Raw genomic sequence first — 18136 nt, forward strand, 5'->3', positions numbered from 1 at the left:
AGGGAAATCGAATCGCGCGCGATGCGCAGCGGTAATCAGGGACGGTCGTTGTGGACCGCAGTCACGCGCAGGCGCAGCTTGCGGCCGCCGGGCGCGTTCCAGTCGATGCTCTGGCCGATGGCCAGGCCAAGCAGGGCGCTGCCGACCGGGGCCAGCACGGACACCTTGCCTTCATCGACGTTGGCTTCGCGGGGGAAGACCAGGGTCAGGACATGCGTCTCGCCCGACACTTCATCTTCGCACTCCACGCGCGAATGCATCATGACGATGCCTTCGGGAATCTGGTCCGGCGCCAGCACGGTGGCCCGGTTGAGTTCTTCGGCAAGCGCGAGCGCGGCAGGCGTCTGGCTCAGCGCAGGCGAATCAAGCATGGCCTCGAGGCGGTCCATGTCGAAGGTCGACACAGTGATGGACGGCGGCAGGCCGCTGGCGGTGTTCATGGTGGTGCTCCTTGATTGAAAGCCATGCAAAAGGCGGCACCACCTGGCGCCGCCTGACTGTATTGTGGGGACAAATGCGGCCGGAATCGACTCCCGCCGCCGCGGCGGGCCGGTTCTCCCGGCTCAGCCGTTCAGCAGCGGGCCGGACACGTTCGGCGCTTCGCCGGCGGGCACGCCCTCGGCATCCAGGGTGAACAGGGCCTGCGGCAGGCGCTTGAACTGGTCGGCCAGCTCCAGCAGGAAGCCATGCATGGCCGAACTGCGCCGCCAGACCATGGCGATGCGCCGGCTTGGGCGTCCTTCGCCGGTGAAGTCGAGCAGGCGGATGTTGTTCGAGCGCGGCACCGGTGGCTGCACTGACAGGCTCGGCAGCAGGGTGATGCCCACGTCGGCAGCGACCATCTGCCGCAGCGTTTCCAGGCTGGTGGCGCGGAATTCGGATTTCTCGTTGGCACCGAACAGGCGGCACACTTCCAGCGCCTGGTCACGCAGGCAGTGGCCGTCTTCCAGCAGCAGCAGCTTCTGCGTGGCCAGCTCCTGCACGTCCAGGTGGTCGCGGCGGGCCAGCGGGTGGCGGCCGGAGACGGCCAGCAGGAAGGGTTCCTCGAACAGGAACTCGGCATGCAGCTGATCGTCGATGACCGGCAACGCCAGCAGCGCGGCGTCCAGCTTGCCCTCGCGCAGGCGTTCCAGCAGCACGTCGCTCTTTTCCTCGACCAGCAGCAGCTCCAGCTCGGGGAAGCGGTCGCGGATGCGCGGGATCACATGCGGCAGCAGGTACGGGCCCAGGGTCGGGAAGATCCCCAGGCGCACCGTGCCGGCTTCCGGATCGCGGCTGCGTCGCGCCGCTTCCTTCAGTTGTTCCACTTCGGACACGATCACCCGTGCACGCATCGCCGCTTCCTGCCCGGCGGGGGTCAGCATCACCTTGCGTGGTGCGCGTTCCACCAGCGGCACGCCCAGCTCTTCTTCCAGCTTGCGGATCTGGGTGGACAGCGTGGGCTGGCTGACGAAACAGGATGCGGCGGCCCGGCCGAAGTGCTTGTGATCGGCCAGGGCCACCAGGTATTTCAGATCGCGAAGGTTCATCCTCAGACCCCAGGGGTAACGGACCGGCTTACCCAGCAGGCAATGGTGCCCCCGATGACCTGGGAACGCGTGATCAGGCCGCCTCGGCCACTGCGCCGCTGCCCTTGGTCACGGACGAACGGATCAGGTGGTCGAAGGCGCTCAGTGCCGCGGTGGAGCCGGCGCCCATGGCGATGATGATCTGCTTGTAGGGTACCGTGGTGCAATCGCCTGCGGCGAACACGCCCGGCAGGTTGGTCTGCCCGCGGTCATCAATGACGATCTCGCCACGCGGCGACAGTGCCACGGTGTCCTTCAGCCACTCGGTGTTGGGCAGCAGGCCGATCTGCACGAAGATGCCTTCCAGTTCCACCCGGTGCGCGTCGCCACCGACGCGATCCTTGTAGACCAGGCCGGTGACGCGGCTGCCATCGCCGAGCACTTCGGTGGTCTGCGCGCTGGTCAGCACGGTCACGTTGCCCAGGCTGCGCAGCTTCTTCTGCAGCACTTCATCGGCGCGCAGGCTGGAATCGAACTCCAGCAAGGTGACATGCGACACGATGCCGGCAAGGTCGATGGCCGCTTCCACGCCGGAGTTGCCGCCGCCGATCACCGCCACGCGCTTGCCCTTGAACAGCGGGCCATCGCAGTGCGGGCAGTAGGCCACGCCCTTGTTGCGGTACTGGTCTTCGCCCGGCACGTTCATCTGCCGCCAGCGTGCGCCGGTGGACAGGATGACCGAGCGCGACTTCAGCACCGCACCGTTTTCCAGCTGCACCTGCACCAGCCCGTCTTCGCCGGCCGGCACCAGTGCGCTGGCGCGCTGCAGGTCCATGATGTCCACCTCGTACTCGCGCACGTGCTGCTCCAGCGCGGTGGCCAGCTTCGGGCCCTCGGTTTCCTTCACCGAGATGAAGTTCTCGATGGCCATGGTGTCCAGCACCTGGCCACCGAAACGCTCGGCGGCGATGCCGGTGCGGATGCCCTTGCGCGCGGCGTAGATTGCCGCCGCAGCGCCGGCCGGGCCACCGCCGACCACCAGCACGTCGAAGGTGTCCTTGGCGGCGATCTTCTCCGCTTCGCGCTTGCCGGCGTTGGTGTCCAGCTTGGCCACGATCTGCTCGAGGGTCATGCGGCCCTGGTCGAACACTTCACCGTTGAGGTACACGGTGGGCACGGACATGATCTCGCGCTTCTCCACTTCGTCCTGGAACAGCGCGCCGTCGATGGCCACGTGCTGGATGCGCGGGTTGAGCACGGCGGCCAGGTTCAGCGCCTGCACCACGTCCGGGCAGTTCTGGCACGACAGCGAGAAGTAGGTTTCGAAGCGGTAGTCGCCTTCCAGGTTCTGCACCTGCTCGATCAGCTCGGCGGTGGCCTTGGAGGGGTGGCCGCCCACCTGCAGCAGGGCCAGCACCAGCGAGGTGAATTCGTGGCCCATCGGCAGGCCGGCGAAGGTCAGGTGGATGTCCTGGCCCGGGGTGCCCAGGTCGAAGGACGGCACGCGGCCCTGGCCGTCGCGCAGGACCTGCAGCGAGATCTTGTCCGACAGGCTTTCCAGGGTCTGCAGCAGTTCCAGCATTTCCTGCGACTTGGCACCGTCATCGGCGTGCGCGGTGATCTGGATCGGGCGGGTCACGCGCTCCAGATAGGTCTTCAGCTGCGACTGCAGGTTGGCGTCCAACATGGTCTTCTCCTGGCTTCAGGCAAACACGGGGCGTGGCACCGCTGCAAAAGGTAGCGGACCAGCGAGGGGGTAGGGGTGAACCCAAGAGGGCAGCGCGGACCTGTGGAAGGGGCGATGCGGGCGCAGCCGTCTTGGGTTCACCCCCACGCCGGCGGGGGGACCGGCACGGGGATGAGGGGCGCGCCGCGGCGTGGGGCCGCGGCAGGCCGGTACCGCTTTAGATCTTGCCGACCAGGTCCAGCGACGGGGTCAGGGTCTTCTCGCCTTCCTTCCACTTGGCCGGGCAGACCTGGTTCGGGTTGGCGGCGGTGAACTGGGCAGCCTTCAGCTTGCGCAGGGTCTCGGACACGTCACGGGCGATCTCGTTGGAGTGGATCTCCAGGGTCTTGATCACGCCTTCCGGGTTGATGATGAAGGTGCCGCGCAGGGCCAGGCCTTCTTCTTCAATGTGCACGCCGAAGGCGCGGGTCAGCTTGTGGGTCGGGTCGCCGACCAGCGGGAACTGGGCCTTGCCGACGGCCGGCGAGGTTTCGTGCCACACCTTGTGCGAGAAGTGCGTGTCGGTGGTGACGATGTAGACCTCGGCACCGGCCTTCTTGAACTCGGCGTAGTGCTCGGCGGCGTCTTCGATCTCGGTCGGGCAGTTGAAGGTGAAGGCGGCCGGCATGAAGATCAGGACGGACCACTGGCCCTTCAGGCTGGCATCGGAAACCTTGATGAACTCGCCGTTGTGGTAGGCGTTGGCTTCGAACGGCTGGATCTGGGTATTGATGAGGGACATCGTTTTTCCTCTGGGTGAAGGGGAGTGGGTGAATCGACAGGAGCTAGGTTACCGATTCATTGTCGATAAGAACAATGCATTGATTTCATCTATTCGATAGATGGAGTCTATTGAAGCGCAATGAGCCTGCCATGAATCTGGCCGCCCCCATCCTGCAAGTCGTTGTATGACAAGAAAAATCGCTGCGGGCCGTGAAGGTGGGTCGATAGCCCCTTCTTATCCCGCCCCACCGAAGCTGAACGGATTCCCGCTTTTGTAGAGTCGAGCCATGCTCGACTGCCTCTGGAACAGCCGGGCATGGGCTCGGCTCTACAATTGCCGGATGTCCATTCAACCCGAACCCTCCCTGCGCCAGGCCGTGGCCGGGGCCAGCGCCCGCCTGGGCGGCCTCGACGCCCGTCACGAGGCCGAACTGCTGCTGCTGCACGTGCTGCAGCGACCGCGCAGCTGGCTGTTCGCGCACGCCACCGATCCGCTGCCCGCCAGCGATCTGGCTGCCTTCGAAACCCTGCTGGCGCGCCGCGTGGCCGGCGAACCGGTGGCCTACCTGACCGGCCGCCGCGGCTTCTGGACGCTGGACCTGGACGTCGACCCCTCCACCCTGATTCCACGCCCGGAAACCGAGCTGCTGGTGGAACTGGCGCTGGAGCGCCTGCCGCGGGAGCGTGACCTGCAGGTGGCCGATCTCGGCACCGGCAGCGGCGCGATCGCCCTGGCCCTGGCCAGCGAACGCCCGCAGGCCCAGGTCTTGGCCACCGATGCCAGTGCGGGCGCCTTGGCAATGGCCGCGCGCAATGCCGACCGCCATGAACTGCGCAACGTCCGCTTCGCCGAGGGCGGGCACGACTGGTACGCGCCGCTGCACGGCCAGCGCTTCGACCTGATTGCCAGCAATCCGCCGTACATCGCCAGCGATGACCCGCACCTGCAGCAGGGCGACCTGCGCTTCGAGCCGGCCACCGCGCTGGCTTCGGGCGCCGATGGGCTGGATGACATCCGCCGCATCGTCGCCGGGGGGCAGGCCCACCTGTTGCCCAGTGGCTGGTTGCTGATCGAGCACGGCTGGGACCAGGGCGAAGCGATCCGCGCGCTGTTCGAACAGGCCGGCTACGTGCAGGTGCAGACCGCACGGGACCTGGAGCAGCGCGACCGCATCACCCTGGGCCAGCGCCCGGCCTAGAATGGAGGTTCTCCTGCCTCGGCAGGGCATCACCCTGGAGCTGCAAGCATGCGTACGCTGTATCCCGCCATCACCCCCTACGACGTCGGCACCCTGCAGGTGGACGACCGCCACACGCTGTACTTCGAACAGTGCGGCAACCCGGACGGCAAGCCGGTGGTGATGCTGCACGGTGGCCCGGGCGGCGGCTGCAGCGACAAGATGCGCCAGTTCCACGACCCGTCCAAGTACCGCATCATCCTGTTCGACCAGCGCGGCGCGGGCCGTTCCACCCCGCACGCCGACCTGGTGGACAACACCACCTGGGATCTCGTTGCCGATATCGAGAAGCTGCGCGAGCACCTGAAGGTGGACCGCTGGCAGGTGTTCGGTGGCAGCTGGGGTTCGACCCTGGCCCTGGCCTATGCCGAAACGCATCCGCAGCGCGTGACCGAGCTGGTCCTGCGCGGCATCTTCATGCTGCGCCGCTGGGAACTGGAATGGTTCTACCAGGAAGGCGCCAACCGCCTGTTCCCGGATGCGTGGGAGCATTACCTGAAGCCGATCCCGGCCGTGGAGCGCCACGACCTGATCTCGGCCTTCCACCGCCGCCTGACCAGCGAGGACGAAACCACCCGCCTGGACGCGGCCAAGGCGTGGGCGGTGTGGGAAGGCGCGACCAGCTTCCTGCACGTGGATGACGACTTCATCAACAGCCACGAAGACCCGCACTTCGCGCTGGCCTTCGCCCGCATCGAGAACCACTACTTCGTCAACGGTGGCTTCTTCGAAGTGGAAGACCAGCTGCTGCGCGACGCGCACCGCATTGCCGACATCCCCGGCGTGATCGTGCATGGCCGCTACGACGTGGTCTGCCCGCTGGCCAACGCCTGGGACCTGACCAAGGCCTGGCCGAAGGCGAAGCTGGAAATCACCCCGGCCTCGGGCCACTCGGCGTTTGAAGCGGAGAACGTGGACGCGCTGGTGCGCGCCACCGATGGTTTTGCCTGATCGGTAGTGCCGGCCGCTGGCCGGCAAGGGGTCGGATCCCTTTCCCACGGAAAGGGCTCTGACCCCGGTCCGGAACCCCATCCACGCATGGCGTGGATCTACTGCAGCCTGGTAGTGCCGGCCGCTGGCCGGCAAGGGGTCGGATCCCTTTCCCGCGGAAAGGGCTCTGACCCCGGTCCGACCGCGTATCCGAACCCCATCCACGCATGGCGTGGATCTACTGCAGCCTGGTAGTGACGGCCGCTGGCCGGCAAGGGTTCGGATCCCTTTCCCGCGGAAAGGGCTCTGACCCCGGTCCGGAATCCCATCCACGCATGGCGTGGATCTACTGCAGCCTGGTAGTGCCGGCCGCTGGCCGGCAAGGGGTCGGATCCCTTTCCCACGGAAAGGGCTCTGACCCCGGTCCGACCGCGTATCCGAACCCCATCCACGCACGGCGTGGATCTACTGCAGCCTGGTAGTGCCGGCCGCTGGCCGGCAAGGGGTCGGATCCCTTTCCCGCGGAAAGGGCTCTGACCCCGGTCCGACCGCGTATCCGAACCCCATCCACGCATGGCGTGGATCTACCAGTCTCCGGCCAGCAGCGCGTCGGCCAGCACCTGCAGCTTCGGCGAATGCTGCCGCGACGGCGGATAGATCAGCGACAAGGCGCGGCTGCGGCCCTCATACGGCTGCAGCACGTGCTGCAGGCGGCCGTCGGCCAACGCATCGGCCACGGCGAAATCCATCACCTGCACGATGCCGATGCCGGCGATGGCCGCTTCCACCAGCGGGTCGCCGCTGTCGAACACCATCCGGGTGATCGGCGTGAAATCCCGCAGGTGGCCTTCCTGCAGGAACTGCCAGTCAACCACGCGCCCACTGCGCAGGTTGCGCACCGCCAGGCAGGCATGGTCATGCAGCGCGGCGATGTCGGCCGGCGTGCCACAGCGGGCCAGATAGGCCGGGCTGGCCACGGTCACCCAGCGCAGCGGCCGCAGCGGCCGCGCCACGATGCGCTGGTCGGCGATGACGCCGGTGCGCAGCGCTGCATCGAAGCCTTCCTCGACCAGGTCGACCAGGCGGTCACTGAGCACGGCCTCCACCTGCAGCTGCGGGTGCTGCTGCAGCAACGGCCCCAGCAGCGGCACCAGCACCTTGCGCCCGAACATCGACGGCGCACTGATCTTCAGCGTGCCCGAAGGCGTGCACGGGCGATCGGCCAGCTGGCGCTCGGCATCCTCGAAGCCGCACAGCAGCGGCGCCACCTGGTCGACGAACTGGCGCCCATCCGGGGTCAGCGCCACGTTGCGGGTGTTCCGCTGCAGCAGCTTCACCCCCAGTGTGGCTTCCAGCCGGCTGATCGCGCGCGACAGCCCGGACTGGCTCAGCCCCAGCTGCCCGGCGGCCACGGTGAAGCTGCGTGCCTCGGCCACCTGCACCAGCATGCGCACGGCATTGAGGTCCAATGACGATCCATTCATGCCGAAAATCATGACAGATATAGGTGCGTGGGGGTTTATTGATGGCGCCGCATCAATGAGACTGCGCTCCCCCAACGATCCACCGCCGCCCATGCCCCCACTCAAGTACCCGCGCTGGGCGCTGACCCTGCTGGCCACCGCCCAGCTGATCATCGCCCTGGACGCCACCATCATCTTCGTCGCCCTGCATGACATGGGCCGCGCGCTGCAGATCAATGCGCAGCAGCTGCAGTGGGTGGTCAGCGCCTACACCGTGGCCTTCGGCGGCAGCCTGCTGCTGGGCGGCCGCGCCGCCGACCTGATCGGGCGCCGCCGCTTCTACCGGCTGGGCATGCTGCTGTTCGCACTGGCCTCGCTGCTGGGCGCGCTGGCGCCGAACGCCACCCTGCTGATCATCGCGCGCGCGGCGCAGGGCATCGGTGCCGCGCTGCTGTTCCCGGCCACGCTGGCGCTGATCAACACGCTGTATGCCGAAGGCCCCGTACGCAACCGCGCGCTGGCGATCTGGAGCATGGCCAGCGCGGTCGGCCTGGCGCTGGGCACCCTGCTCGGTGGCGTGCTGACCCAGGCGTTCGGCTGGCCGGCCGTGCTGGCGGTGATCGTGCCGCTGGCCACCGCCTGCGCCGTTGCCGCCGGTGCATGGCTGCCTGCCGATGGCCCGCGCGCGCAGGGTCGCTCGTTCGACCTGGCCGGCTGCATCACCGTCACCCTCGGCGGCAGCCTGCTGGTGACTACCCTCGTGCAGGGACCGGAGTGGGGCTGGACCGCGCCGGCCACGCTGGGGTGCCTGCTGCTCTCGGCGCTGCTGCTCGTTGCTTTCGTGCAGATCGAGCAGCGCAGCCGCGACCCGCTGATGCAGTTCGCGCTGCTGCGCCTGCCCGGCCTGCGTGCCGCGCTGGGCCTCACCTTCGCCTTCATGAGCAGCTATGGCGTGCAGTACTACTTCATGGCGCTGTATTTCCAGGACGGCTACGGCTGGAGCCCGCTGCAGGCCGGCCTGGCGTTCCTGCCGGCCACCGCGGTGTGCACCGTGGGCATCCAGCTGGCCGAGTGGGCGCTGAAGCGCTGGAGCGCACGCAAGGTGCTGGTGCTCGGCCAGCTGGCCGGTGCCGTCGGCATCGCCTGGGTGGCGGCAACCCTGCCGTACGCCTCGAACTTCTGGCCGCTGTTGCCGGGCGTCGTGGTGCTGAGCATCGGCCAGGGCATGACCTGGACGTCGATGTGGATCGTGGCCGGGCAGGGCGTGCCGGCCGCGCAGCAGGGCGTGGCCTCGGGCATGGCCGCCACCGCGCAGCAGATCGGGGGTGCGCTGGGCCTGGCGGTATTGGTGATGGTGGCCAATGCCGGCGCTGGCGTTGCAGGTTCGCCCAGCGCGCTGGCCGGGCTGGTGCGTGCCGAGTACGGCGCCGCGCTGTTCGCCCTGTTCGGCGTGGTCATCGCGCTGGGCCTGCGCCCGGCACCGGTAGACTGCAGTTCCCTCGATGGACAGGCCAACAACGCATGATCGAACTGCTCGACCTGCAACAGACCCTGCACGCGTTCGCTGCCTGCAACGACGACGATGCGGTGTATCAATCCTTCGGCTGGGTGCATGCCACCGACGGTGACCTGCTGCAAGCACGCTTCTGGTTGCCACCCGACGAGGAAACCGCCTTCGACGATGACAGTGACGTGCCGGCCGATGCGCGCGCGCTGGGGCTGTCTACCTACCTCGAACCGGCGACCTTCGCCGACGTGCTCGAGGTGCAGAAGCGGCAGCGTCCCCTGTCCACCCTGGCCGAGTACGCGCAGGCACTGGTGCACTACCACGAGTACGACGCGTTCCAGGAAGTCGAAGGCATCGACGAGGCGCTGGGCGAGGCGACTGCCGCAGATCGGGCGGCGGCGCGTGATGCCGGTGTTGGCGCAGGCATCTTTGCTTCGTTCGATCTACAGCTGCTGGCCTGCGCGGACGATCAGTTGAAGGCGACCGCACAGCGTGTGGCCCACCTGCACGAGGTACCGGTGGGTGAAGCGCTGGCACGCTGCCGTGCGTTGCCCCTGCTGCTGGGGCAGGCCCTGGATCGCAACCGTGCGCAGGCCATCAAGGGTGAATTCGAAGCCATCGGCGCGACCGTGCAGGTGCAGGGCTTCAAGGCGTTCGCGTGGATGGACGCACCCGTTTTGCGGTAGTGCCGGCCGCTGGCCGGCAACCCCAGGTTCGTTGGATCAGTGCCGTTGCCGGCCAGCGGCCGGCACTACCAAACCTGTGCAGGTCACCCGGCCGCCAGCAACCCCGGCTGCAACGCGCTGAAAATCCGCGCCAGACGTTCCGCCCAGGCCTGCTGCCCGGCCACATCGGCAATCAGGTCCTGGCGGATCTCCAGTTCCACATGCACCAGGCCACGGCCTTCGCCATGCACCGGCACCGCGTAGTCGCTGGTGCTGCTGACCGAATACGGCTCGTTGTCGCCCACCACCAGATCGCCCTCATCGCGCAGCGCCTGCAGCAGCGCCTGGGCGAAGCGGGTGTCCTGGTGGTACAGCACGCCGGCGTGCCACGGCCGCGGCGTGCCGTTCATCGCCGGGGTGAAACTGTGCATCATCACCAGCAGGGTGGGGCGGCCGCCATCGCGGCGCGCGTCCAGTTCGGCATCGATGCGCGCGTGGTAGGGCGCATGGATGGCGTCGATGCGCTGCTGCCGCTGTGCCGCCGACAGTCCGGCGTTGCCCGGCACCACGGTGTGGTCACTCACTTCCGGGATCAGCGTGGGCGAGGCCAGCGGCCGGTTGCAGTCGATCAGCAGCCGCGAATAGGTCTGTTCGATCGCCCAGGCATCCAGCAGCCCAGCCAGCGCGCGGGTGGTGCCGGCGATGCCGATGTCCCAGCCGATGTGGCGGTCCAGTTCCGCCTGCGGCAGGCCCAGGCCGTTCAATGCGCGCGGCACCTGCTGGCCGGCATGGTCGGCCAGCAGCAGGAACGGTGATGCGCCCTGCGCGCGGTGGATCGTGTAGATCGCAGGATCGTCGGCGCCCAGCAGGGCCGGCACTGCATGCAGGCCGGCGTCAGCCACGCGGGCGTCCATCCAGGTGGTGCTCGATCATCCACAGGCCGGCCCAGAGCTTGGCGTCCAGTGCGTAGCCTTCGCCCATCTTCTGCACCAGCCAGGCGGCAGCCTGTGCACGCGGAATCTCATGCACGGTGATGTCTTCGCTGTCATCGCCGCCGCCTTCGCCGATGCGGCGCAGGCCGGTGGCGCGGACGAAGGCGATCTGCTCGCTGCTGGCGCCGGAAGATGTCGGGCCGATCATCAGCACTTCGGCGTGCTCGGCGGTCCAGCCGGTTTCTTCTTCCAGCTCGCGCACGGCCGAGACCTCGATGGACTCGCCCGCGTTGATGTCACCGACCAGGCCGGCCGGCATCTCGATGGTCGCCGACTGCAGCGGCACGCGGAACTGCTCGACGAACAGCACGTTGTCCTCGGGGGTGACGGCGATGATGATCGCCGCCAGGCCGCCGGCATGGGTGCGTTCGCTGTATTCCCAGCTGCCGCGCACGACCATGCGCTGGTACTTGCCTTCGTAGACGACGCGCGGGGCTTCGGTGTTTCTCTGGCTCATGCGGGCTCGCTGGAGGAGGGAAGGGGATTGTCTGGGCCGGCCGCAGTGGCCGAACCGGGATCGTTCACGCCGGCGGCGCTGAACAGGCGGCGGCGGGTCAGCGGGCCGAAACGCAGCGCCTGGCACAGGCCGCCCAGCAGTTCGGGATCGGCCGGCTGGCGCAGCAGGCCGGGCTGGCTGCCTTCCAGCGGCGCATCCAGCGCAATGGTGGTCAGCTGCCGCCAGAGCTGGGCGTGATCGCGCTGCTCGCGCAGGCGCACGGCCATCTGTGCGGCTCCGCGCAGGCGCAGGAAGGGCACTTCGTCCAGGCGTTCGTACAGCGCGTCCATGCTGCCGAAATGGGCCAGCAGTACCGCGGCCGATTTGGCGCCGACGCCGCTGACGCCGGGAATGTTGTCCACCGCATCGCCACACAGCGCCAGGTAATCGGCGATCTGGTGCGCATGCACGCCGTGCCGCGCCTTCACCCCGGCCACGTCCCAGCGCTGGTTGCGTGCGTAGTCCCACTGTTCGTCGTGGTCCAGCAGCAGCTGCGACAGGTCCTTGTCGGCGGAAATGATCAGCCCGCGATGGCTGTGCCGGTGCTGGTGCAGGGCACTGCCGATCAGGTCGTCGGCCTCGTAGTCATGGTGCGCCAGCACCACCAGGCCCAGCGCCGCGCACAGCGCCTTGCAGTGCACGAACTGGCGCTTCAGCGCCTCCGGCGCCGGGTCGCGGTTGGCCTTGTAGGCCGTGTACAGGCGGTGGCGGAAACCGCTGTCCAGCGCCTCGTCGAAGGCGATGGCGATGTGCCGGGGGCGCTCGCGCTCGAGCAGGTCGAGCAGGAAGCGGGCGAACCCGTGCACGGCATTGGTCGGCCAGCCCTGGCTGTCCTGGAACTCGTCCGGCAGCGAATGCCAGGCGCGGAACACATAGATGCTGGCATCCACCAGGTACAGCGGCGGCGGCAGCGGTACGGCATTCACGGCGCTCACTGGCCGGTCCAGTCCTGCAGCAGGGCCGCGGCATCGGGGCGCTCGCGCTCGGGTACCTCGGCCTTCGGCGTACCGATATGGATGAAGCCGGCGATGCCTTCACCCTCGGCCAGGCCCAGGTGGGCATGCACGGCGGGGTCGAAGGCCATCCACGCGGTCAGCCACTGCGCGCCGAAGCCCAGCGCCTGGGCGGCCTGCAGCAGTGCGAAGCAGACGCAGCCGGCGGTCATCAGCTGCTCCTGCTCGGGCACCTTGGCGTCCGGGCGCGGGCTGGCCACGACCACGATCACCACGGGGGCGTGGCTGAAGCGCTGGCGATCCTTCTCGAACACCGCCTCACCGGCCTGCGGATCGCGCTGGCGGCTGCGTTCGACCAGGAAGTCACCCAGCGCGTGGCGGGCATCGCCGGCGATCTTCAGGAAGCGGAACGGGACGCGTTTGCCGTGGTCGGGCACGCGGACGGCCGACTGCAGCATGCGCAGCAGGGTGGCCGGGTCCGGGCCGGGCTCGCCCAGCTGCCGCGAGGGCACCGAACGGCGGGCGTCGAGGGCGAGCAGGGCTGCGGGGTCGGGCATGGAGTCTGAACCGGTCATCACGGGTTGAAGATTATAGTCGGGGCGGTTGGTGACGCTGTCTGCGTCGTGTTTGCCCTCTGAATATCAAACTGTGATGAACGTCATGCCACTGCCGGGCAACCGGCGAGCGCTTCCCCTCGCCTCGCAGGCCCCGCACGGCTTAGGATATCCGTCTTGCCGGGCCGCCGGTCGTGAGGTTTGAAGTGAGGACTGTTTCACTGTCCGTGACGGGCTGGCCGGCCTACCATCGACGTACCGGTACATGGGGTGTACCGGCCGTCGCGATGTCCATGATGTCTGTCGTACCAGAGAAGGTGGGGAGCCTTCCCGAATGATGAGCGCGCCCACTCGGATGGGATCGCCGGGTCGTGACCCGGCCCAGCTCCAGCTTGCGCGGGACGCTGTCCTGCCCGCACTGTGCCAGGCCTTCGGCGCGGCGCTGGCGCGGTTTGACGACGCCCTGTTCGACCGTGCCGGCAATGCCGGCGCGTCGCAGTTGCTGTTCCTGGACGCCATGCGTGAACTGCGTCGGCGCCGGGACGAGATCACGGCGGCCTTTGCCGCCCACCTGGACCAGGCCTGGGCCGCGTTGGCCGCCGGCGATCCGCTGTCCGCCGAAGCCACCCTGTCCGGCCCGGCCGAGGAAAGCCTGAGCCTGATTCCTGAACATGTGCTGGAGTCGCGGCTGGCGGTGCGCAACTTCGCCACCGTGCTGCTGCGCGATTTCAAGCCGGTGCTGGCCCGCCTGGAGCGCCGCCTGGGCTGGCTGGCCGGCGGCATCGAGCTGGACGCCGATCTCGATCCGGTCAGCCCCGAGCATCTGGGCGTGGCCATCCACCAGGCGTTCGCCGGGTGCGAGCTGGCGCCGGAAGTACACCTGGTGCTGATCAAGCTGTGCGAGCGCGACATGCGCGCGCCGGTGGGTCGCATCTACGAGAAGCTGGACGAGCAGTTGGCCGCAGCCGGTGTGATGCCGCAGATGGGCGCCCCGCGGCGGCCGCTGTCGGCGGCCCCGGCGCAGCAGGCCCCGCACGGGATGGACGATCTGGTCGAACAGCGCCAGGCGCCGGGCTTCGACACCGATTTCAGCGATGAGGAGCAGGCCGCACCGGCCTGGGCGCAGCGGTTCGCCGCGCGCTGGTCCGAGCGCCGTGGCCACATGCAGCAGCACCTGGCCGGCGAAGACGGAATGCCTGGCGGTGCGCCCGGCGGTTCCGGCGAAGCCTATTCCGGCCAGCAGGGCATGCTGCTGGAAGCACTGCACGAACTGCTGCAGCAGACCCGGCATGTCCGCGAGGATGCGACGTCGGCCGCGCAGGTGGCCGTGGGCCAGCACCGCCCGCTCAGCCAGCGCGAGATGATGTCGGTGCTGTCGCTGCTGCAGGCCACGCCCAGCGCGACCCTGCGCGCGGCCATCGGCGAGGACGGTGAATCGCTGGCGCAGCGGCTGAAGAGCGAAGTGCTGTCCAACGCCACCCGCCTCGGCGTGGACCCCGGCCAGACCCGGCTGGACCCGCAGGACGAGGATGCGATCGACCTGGTCGGCATGCTGTTCGACGTGATGCTGGACGAACGCGAACTGGAAGGCCGCTCGCGCGAGCTGATCGGCCGCCTGGTGGTGCCCTTCGTCAAGGTCGCCATGCTCGACCGCCGCATGTTCGTGCAGAAGACCCATCCGGCCCGCAAGCTGCTCAATTCGTTGGCCGAGGCCTGCGAAGGCAATACCGGCGAAAGCCAGGCCGAGCGCATGCTGATGGCCAAGGTCGAGGAGATCATCGAGCGCCTGGTCGCCGAGTTCAACGAGAACCTGGCGATCTTCCTGACCCTGGAAGAAGAATTCCGCGATTTCCTGCTGCAGCATCGCCGCCGCGTGGAAATCGCCGAGCGCCGCGCCGCCGAAACGCAGCGCGGCCAGGAAAAACTGGAAATGGCCCGCAACCGTGCCGGCGCCGAACTGGACCGCCGCATCGGCGATGCCACCCTGCCGCCGGCCATCGCCGAGTTCCTGCGGCAGCCGTGGCAGCACCACCTGACCCTGGCGCTGCTGCGCGAGGGCGAGGACGGGGCATCCGTGGCCGAGGCGCTGAGCCTGGGCGACGGCCTGCTGGAGGAAGTGGCCGAGGCGCGCCGGCACATCGTCGGCAAGCCGTGGCTGCAGGCCTGGCAGCCGGTGCTGGCCAAGGTGTTTGCCAGTGTCGGCGTGCACGGTGATGCGGCCTCGGCCGCCATCGATGCGCTGCACGGCACCCTGCAGGGCATCGCCGAATCGCGCCCGGAACTGCAGCGCGCGCTGCCGGAACTGCCGCAGGTCGCGCTGCCGACCGCACCGGTGCCCGAAGCCAGCGCGGTGGAACTGGCCGGGCAGGTCGAGACCGATGATTTCGACAATGCCGACGCCGACCGTTTCCGCCGCATGGAAATCGGCAACTGGCTGGACTTCGTCGACAAGGACGGCAAGGTCCAGGCCGGCAAGCTGTCCTGGATCAGCCCGATCTCCTCGCGTCTGCTGTTCGTCAACCGTCGTGGCGTGCGCTTCTGCGTGGCGTCGCCGGAAGAACTGGCGGTGATGGTGCGGCTGGGCCGCCTGCGCGCCCACGTCGACGATGGCGCCTTCGACAGCGCCATGCAGGGCGTGATCGACCGCCTGGACCCGGGTAACGCCACCCTGCACTGAGGGGTGGCTGCCTGCTAGGATCGGGAAAACTCACCGATCAGCGGGGACCTGCATGGCCGTGGCGTTGCTGGGGATGAAGGAGACCGCGCCGGGCGAACGGCGCGTGGCACTGACGCCGGAAACGGCGCGCAAGCTCGGGGCCTTGGGCATCACCGTCTGGTACGAAGCCGGCGCCGGACGGGCCGCAGGCTTCCCCGATGCCGCCTACGACGATGCGGGCGCGCGTGCCTTCGACGCCGGGCGCTGGAACGAGATCGACATCCTGCTGTGCGTGCAGGCGCCACCGGCTGCGGTGCTGGCCCAGCTCAAGCCCGGTGCCAGCGTGGTCGGCCTGCTCACTCCGGCCAGCGACCCGTCGCTGGCGGCGCTGGCCGGCGATGACCGCCTGCTGTTGTTCCCGTTGCAGCAGCTGCCGCGTACCACGCGTGCGCAGGCCATGGACGTGCTCAGTTCGCAGGCCGGCATGGCCGGCTACAAGGCCGCGCTGATCGCCGCCGAGCGTGCGCCGCGCTTCTTCCCGATGCTGACGACGGCGGCCGGTACCGTGCGCCCGGCCAAGGTGCTGGTGATCGGCGCCGGCGTGGCCGGCCTGCAGGCCATCGCCACCGTGCGCCGCCTGGGCGCGCAGGTGGAAGGCTTCGACGTGCGGCCTGAAACCCGCGAACAGATCCAGTCGCTGGGCGCGCGCTTCCTCGACCTGGGGGTCAGCGCGGCGGGCGAGGGCGGCTATGCGCGTGCATTGACCGACGAGGAACGCGCCGAGCAGCAGCGCCGCCTGGCCGACCACCTGCGCAGCGTGGACGTGGTGATCTGCACCGCGGCGGTGCCGGGCCGGCCGGCGCCCACCATCGTCACCGCGGCAATGGTCGAGGGCATGGCGGTGGGCAGTGTGATCGTCGACCTGGCCGCCGAGAGCGGCGGCAACTGCGCCCTGACCCAGCCGGGCCAGTGCATCGAACACCAGGGCGTGGCCATTGATGGCCCTTTGAATCTGGCCAGCCGCGGTGCCACCCAGGCCAGCGAGATGTACGCGCGCAACCTGCTCAACTTCGTCACCCTGTTCGTGCAGGGTGGCCAGCTCGGGTTTGATTGGGAAGACGAACTGCTGGCAAAGACCCGCTGGCAGGCGTGAACCGCGTGGGGGTCAGAGCCCTTTGCTGCGGCAAAGGGATCTGACCCCGATCCCGGCAGCCAGGGGGCGGATCCCTTTGCGCCAGCAAAGGGCTCTGACCCCGATATCGGGAAGGTTTACCGCGGCTTTGCCGGCGGCGGATTCTCGCGCACCCAGTCCTTGCGTTCTTCCGGCGTCATCTGCGACCAGCGCTCGCGCAGTGCATCGCGCTGGGCCGGGCTCAGCGTGCGCATCTGGCCGAACAGCGCGCGCGCCTGCTCGCGCTGTTCCGGGCTCATGTGCTCGAAACGGCGCAGGCCACGGCGGGCCTTGTCGCGTTCTTCCGGGCTCATCGACTGCCAGCGCTGGCCGTGCGACAGCATGCGCTGGCGTTGTCCGGCATCGGCGCCGTTCCAGCGGTCGCGCAGTGGCGCCAGCAGCGCCTCGCGCTGGGCCGGGCTCAACTGTTCCCAGTTGGGCAGCACGGGGCCCGGTGCGGCGGCGGGCGCAGTGGTCTGTGCCAGCAGCGGCGCAGCCGGCAGCAGGACCAGGGCGAACAGCAGGGGCAGGGTGGGGCGTCGCAGCATGGTTCTCACTCCATCGCCAGGTCGGTGTCGCCCAGCCACAGGTACATGTCGGGATTCTCGTCGTACAGCGCGCTGTTGTCTTCCACCGCGGCAAGCGTCGGTGCCGGTGCCGGGCCTGTGTGCGTGCCCGGGCCGGTGAACTGCACGCCGATGCCCAGCGCCATCACCAGCGAACACGCGCTGGCCAGCCACCAGCGCCAGCGGCCCCGGTGCGCCGCATGGGCGCCATGGCGGGCCTGGCGCAGCCGCGCCAGGGTGGCCGGCGACAGCGACTGCAGCGACTGCGCATGCAGGCTGCGCAGGGCGTCATCGGAAGGCAGGGAGCGGTTCACGGATGGTTCTCCAGGTAATCCTGCAGCGCCTGTCGGGCGCGTGCCAGATGGGTCTTTACCGCGCCTTCGCTGCAGCCCATGGCGCGGGCGGTGGTGGCCCCGTCCAGGTCCTGCAGCACGCGCAGGGTGAAGGCTTCGCGCTGGCGGGCGGGCAGCGTGCGCAGCGCCTGCACCAGTTGCTGGTACTGCTGGTGCTGCTCGTGTGCCTGCGCCGGGTCCGGGCCGGGGTCGGCCCAATCGATGTCGGCGCCGTCGGCATCGTGGTTGTCGCGCCAGAACGGCAGGCGGAAGCGGCGCCGGCGCTGCAGGTCGATCACCCGCCGGCGCAGGATGCTCCAGAACAGCGGCGCCCATTCGGCGGCCGGCTTGTCGGCGTAGTCCAGCATGCGCAGCAGGGCGTCCTGCACCGCGTCCAGGGCATCCTCGCGCTGGCGCAGGCCGGCCTCGGCAAAACGGAAGGCGCGCGGGCCGACGCTGGCCAGGAACGCTTCCAGCGACGCCGGCAGGGCATCGGCATCGGCGGTCTGGGGGAGGGGGCTGCTCACCAGCACAGGGTACGGTTCCTCGCTCGGGGTCACCATCGACAACGCGTGAGCGCGGCTTTGGTTGACCGGAGTGCGCGCGGGGTTCAGCCCGTGGTTATGATGGGGCGACGAAGACAGAGCGGGAGGCGT

At 68.8% G+C, this 18136-nt stretch carries 18 protein-coding genes; 6 read left to right on the forward strand and 12 right to left on the reverse strand.

Annotated elements, in window-relative coordinates; translation table 11 throughout:
- Nucleotides 1–35: 35 nt before the first annotated feature.
- From rnk to ahpC, 4 genes are all read right to left on the reverse strand, one after another.
- Complete coding sequence (rnk, locus tag C1926_RS08035) at nucleotides 36–440, reverse strand: nucleoside diphosphate kinase regulator (protein WP_079220704.1); 405 nt, start codon at nucleotides 438–440, stop codon at nucleotides 36–38.
- A gap of 123 nt (nucleotides 441–563) precedes the next feature.
- On the reverse strand, nucleotides 564–1529 hold the full coding sequence (locus tag C1926_RS08040; protein ID WP_079220705.1) for a LysR substrate-binding domain-containing protein: 966 nt from the start codon (nucleotides 1527–1529) through the stop codon (nucleotides 564–566).
- A 73-nt stretch (nucleotides 1530–1602) separates the two neighbouring features.
- The gene (gene ahpF, locus C1926_RS08045; RefSeq protein WP_108758834.1) at nucleotides 1603–3195 is read right to left on the reverse strand and encodes an alkyl hydroperoxide reductase subunit F; all 1593 of its coding nucleotides are present in this window, start codon (nucleotides 3193–3195) and stop codon (nucleotides 1603–1605) included.
- A 217-nt stretch (nucleotides 3196–3412) separates the two neighbouring features.
- A complete protein-coding gene (ahpC, locus tag C1926_RS08050) occupies nucleotides 3413–3976 on the reverse strand; it encodes an alkyl hydroperoxide reductase subunit C (RefSeq protein ID WP_079220707.1) in 564 nt (187 codons plus the stop codon).
- A gap of 322 nt (nucleotides 3977–4298) precedes the next feature.
- Here ahpC and prmC point away from each other — a divergent pair, with 322 nt between their 5' ends.
- Both prmC and pip read left to right on the forward strand, forming a co-directional pair.
- Nucleotides 4299–5156: a peptide chain release factor N(5)-glutamine methyltransferase gene (prmC, locus tag C1926_RS08055; RefSeq protein WP_108758835.1), complete on the forward strand. Its 858-nt coding sequence runs from the start codon at nucleotides 4299–4301 to the stop codon at nucleotides 5154–5156.
- A gap of 48 nt (nucleotides 5157–5204) precedes the next feature.
- The gene (gene pip, locus C1926_RS08060) at nucleotides 5205–6146 is read left to right on the forward strand and encodes a prolyl aminopeptidase (protein ID WP_108758836.1); all 942 of its coding nucleotides are present in this window, start codon (nucleotides 5205–5207) and stop codon (nucleotides 6144–6146) included.
- A 563-nt stretch (nucleotides 6147–6709) separates the two neighbouring features.
- On the opposite strand, the gene C1926_RS08065 is transcribed toward pip, so the two are convergent.
- Entirely contained in the window at nucleotides 6710–7609 is a 900-nt protein-coding gene (locus C1926_RS08065; protein WP_254057383.1) for a LysR family transcriptional regulator, read from the reverse strand.
- A gap of 91 nt (nucleotides 7610–7700) precedes the next feature.
- Here C1926_RS08065 and C1926_RS08070 point away from each other — a divergent pair, with 91 nt between their 5' ends.
- Both C1926_RS08070 and C1926_RS08075 read left to right on the forward strand, forming a co-directional pair.
- A complete protein-coding gene (locus C1926_RS08070; RefSeq protein WP_108758838.1) occupies nucleotides 7701–9113 on the forward strand; it encodes an MFS transporter in 1413 nt (470 codons plus the stop codon).
- Nucleotides 9110–9781, forward strand: a complete 672-nt coding sequence (locus C1926_RS08075; RefSeq protein WP_108758839.1) for a hypothetical protein — start codon at nucleotides 9110–9112, stop codon at nucleotides 9779–9781. Before C1926_RS08070 ends, C1926_RS08075 begins: the two co-directional genes overlap by 4 nt.
- 83 nt (nucleotides 9782–9864) lie before the next feature.
- On the opposite strand, the gene C1926_RS08080 is transcribed toward C1926_RS08075, so the two are convergent.
- Genes C1926_RS08080 through C1926_RS08095 form a run of 4 tightly spaced genes read right to left on the reverse strand, consistent with a single transcriptional unit; the run spans nucleotide 9865 to nucleotide 12758 of the window.
- Entirely contained in the window at nucleotides 9865–10662 is a 798-nt protein-coding gene (locus C1926_RS08080; RefSeq protein ID WP_108760651.1) for an N-formylglutamate amidohydrolase, read from the reverse strand.
- Nucleotides 10655–11209: an NUDIX hydrolase gene (locus C1926_RS08085; RefSeq protein ID WP_079220713.1), complete on the reverse strand. Its 555-nt coding sequence runs from the start codon at nucleotides 11207–11209 to the stop codon at nucleotides 10655–10657. Before C1926_RS08085 ends, C1926_RS08080 begins: the two co-directional genes overlap by 8 nt.
- On the reverse strand, nucleotides 11206–12195 hold the full coding sequence (locus C1926_RS08090) for a 5'-3' exonuclease H3TH domain-containing protein (protein WP_174214122.1): 990 nt from the start codon (nucleotides 12193–12195) through the stop codon (nucleotides 11206–11208). Before C1926_RS08090 ends, C1926_RS08085 begins: the two co-directional genes overlap by 4 nt.
- On the reverse strand, nucleotides 12180–12758 hold the full coding sequence (locus C1926_RS08095; protein WP_108760653.1) for a nitroreductase: 579 nt from the start codon (nucleotides 12756–12758) through the stop codon (nucleotides 12180–12182). The genes C1926_RS08090 and C1926_RS08095 overlap by 16 nt, the downstream gene beginning before the upstream one ends.
- 331 nt (nucleotides 12759–13089) lie before the next feature.
- Between C1926_RS08095 and C1926_RS08100 the strand changes: the two genes are divergently transcribed.
- On the forward strand, nucleotides 13090–15432 hold the full coding sequence (locus C1926_RS08100; RefSeq protein WP_108758840.1) for a DUF1631 domain-containing protein: 2343 nt from the start codon (nucleotides 13090–13092) through the stop codon (nucleotides 15430–15432).
- A 52-nt stretch (nucleotides 15433–15484) separates the two neighbouring features.
- The gene (locus C1926_RS08105; protein WP_108758841.1) at nucleotides 15485–16564 is read left to right on the forward strand and encodes an NAD(P) transhydrogenase subunit alpha; all 1080 of its coding nucleotides are present in this window, start codon (nucleotides 15485–15487) and stop codon (nucleotides 16562–16564) included.
- A gap of 116 nt (nucleotides 16565–16680) precedes the next feature.
- Here the strand turns inward: C1926_RS08105 and C1926_RS08110 are convergent, their stop codons facing one another.
- Genes C1926_RS08110 through C1926_RS08120 form a run of 3 tightly spaced genes read right to left on the reverse strand, consistent with a single transcriptional unit; the run spans nucleotide 16681 to nucleotide 18043 of the window.
- Nucleotides 16681–17130, reverse strand: coding sequence for a DUF3106 domain-containing protein (locus tag C1926_RS08110; RefSeq protein ID WP_108758842.1), 450 nt, complete (start codon nucleotides 17128–17130; stop codon nucleotides 16681–16683).
- Nucleotides 17131–17135: 5 nt separating this feature from the next.
- Nucleotides 17136–17462, reverse strand: a complete 327-nt coding sequence (locus tag C1926_RS08115; RefSeq protein WP_108758843.1) for a hypothetical protein — start codon at nucleotides 17460–17462, stop codon at nucleotides 17136–17138.
- The gene (locus tag C1926_RS08120) at nucleotides 17459–18043 is read right to left on the reverse strand and encodes an RNA polymerase sigma factor (RefSeq protein ID WP_079220720.1); all 585 of its coding nucleotides are present in this window, start codon (nucleotides 18041–18043) and stop codon (nucleotides 17459–17461) included. The genes C1926_RS08115 and C1926_RS08120 overlap by 4 nt, the downstream gene beginning before the upstream one ends.
- Nucleotides 18044–18136 lie beyond the last annotated feature (93 nt).

The sequence above is a fragment of the Stenotrophomonas sp. ZAC14A_NAIMI4_1 genome, assembly GCF_003086915.1.
Classification (GTDB): Bacteria; Pseudomonadota; Gammaproteobacteria; order Xanthomonadales; family Xanthomonadaceae; genus Stenotrophomonas.

What these genes read in the sequence shown, in the direction of transcription:
- rnk (WP_079220704.1), bottom strand. Translation starts at nt 440, where the DNA reads ATGAACACCGCCAGCGGCCTGCCGCCGTCCATCACTGTGTCGACCTTC.
- C1926_RS08040 (WP_079220705.1), bottom strand. Translation starts at nt 1,529, where the DNA reads ATGAACCTTCGCGATCTGAAATACCTGGTGGCCCTGGCCGATCACAAG.
- ahpF (WP_108758834.1), bottom strand. Translation starts at nt 3,195, where the DNA reads ATGTTGGACGCCAACCTGCAGTCGCAGCTGAAGACCTATCTGGAGCGC.
- ahpC (WP_079220707.1), bottom strand. Translation starts at nt 3,976, where the DNA reads ATGTCCCTCATCAATACCCAGATCCAGCCGTTCGAAGCCAACGCCTAC.
- prmC (WP_108758835.1), top strand. Translation starts at nt 4,299, where the DNA reads ATGTCCATTCAACCCGAACCCTCCCTGCGCCAGGCCGTGGCCGGGGCC.
- pip (WP_108758836.1), top strand. Translation starts at nt 5,205, where the DNA reads ATGCGTACGCTGTATCCCGCCATCACCCCCTACGACGTCGGCACCCTG.
- C1926_RS08065 (WP_254057383.1), bottom strand. Translation starts at nt 7,609, where the DNA reads ATGAATGGATCGTCATTGGACCTCAATGCCGTGCGCATGCTGGTGCAG.
- C1926_RS08070 (WP_108758838.1), top strand. Translation starts at nt 7,701, where the DNA reads ATGCCCCCACTCAAGTACCCGCGCTGGGCGCTGACCCTGCTGGCCACC.
- C1926_RS08075 (WP_108758839.1), top strand. Translation starts at nt 9,110, where the DNA reads ATGATCGAACTGCTCGACCTGCAACAGACCCTGCACGCGTTCGCTGCC.
- C1926_RS08085 (WP_079220713.1), bottom strand. Translation starts at nt 11,209, where the DNA reads ATGAGCCAGAGAAACACCGAAGCCCCGCGCGTCGTCTACGAAGGCAAG.
- C1926_RS08095 (WP_108760653.1), bottom strand. Translation starts at nt 12,758, where the DNA reads ATGCCCGACCCCGCAGCCCTGCTCGCCCTCGACGCCCGCCGTTCGGTG.
- C1926_RS08100 (WP_108758840.1), top strand. Translation starts at nt 13,090, where the DNA reads ATGATGAGCGCGCCCACTCGGATGGGATCGCCGGGTCGTGACCCGGCC.
- C1926_RS08105 (WP_108758841.1), top strand. Translation starts at nt 15,485, where the DNA reads ATGGCCGTGGCGTTGCTGGGGATGAAGGAGACCGCGCCGGGCGAACGG.
- C1926_RS08110 (WP_108758842.1), bottom strand. Translation starts at nt 17,130, where the DNA reads ATGCTGCGACGCCCCACCCTGCCCCTGCTGTTCGCCCTGGTCCTGCTG.
- C1926_RS08120 (WP_079220720.1), bottom strand. Translation starts at nt 18,043, where the DNA reads ATGGTGACCCCGAGCGAGGAACCGTACCCTGTGCTGGTGAGCAGCCCC.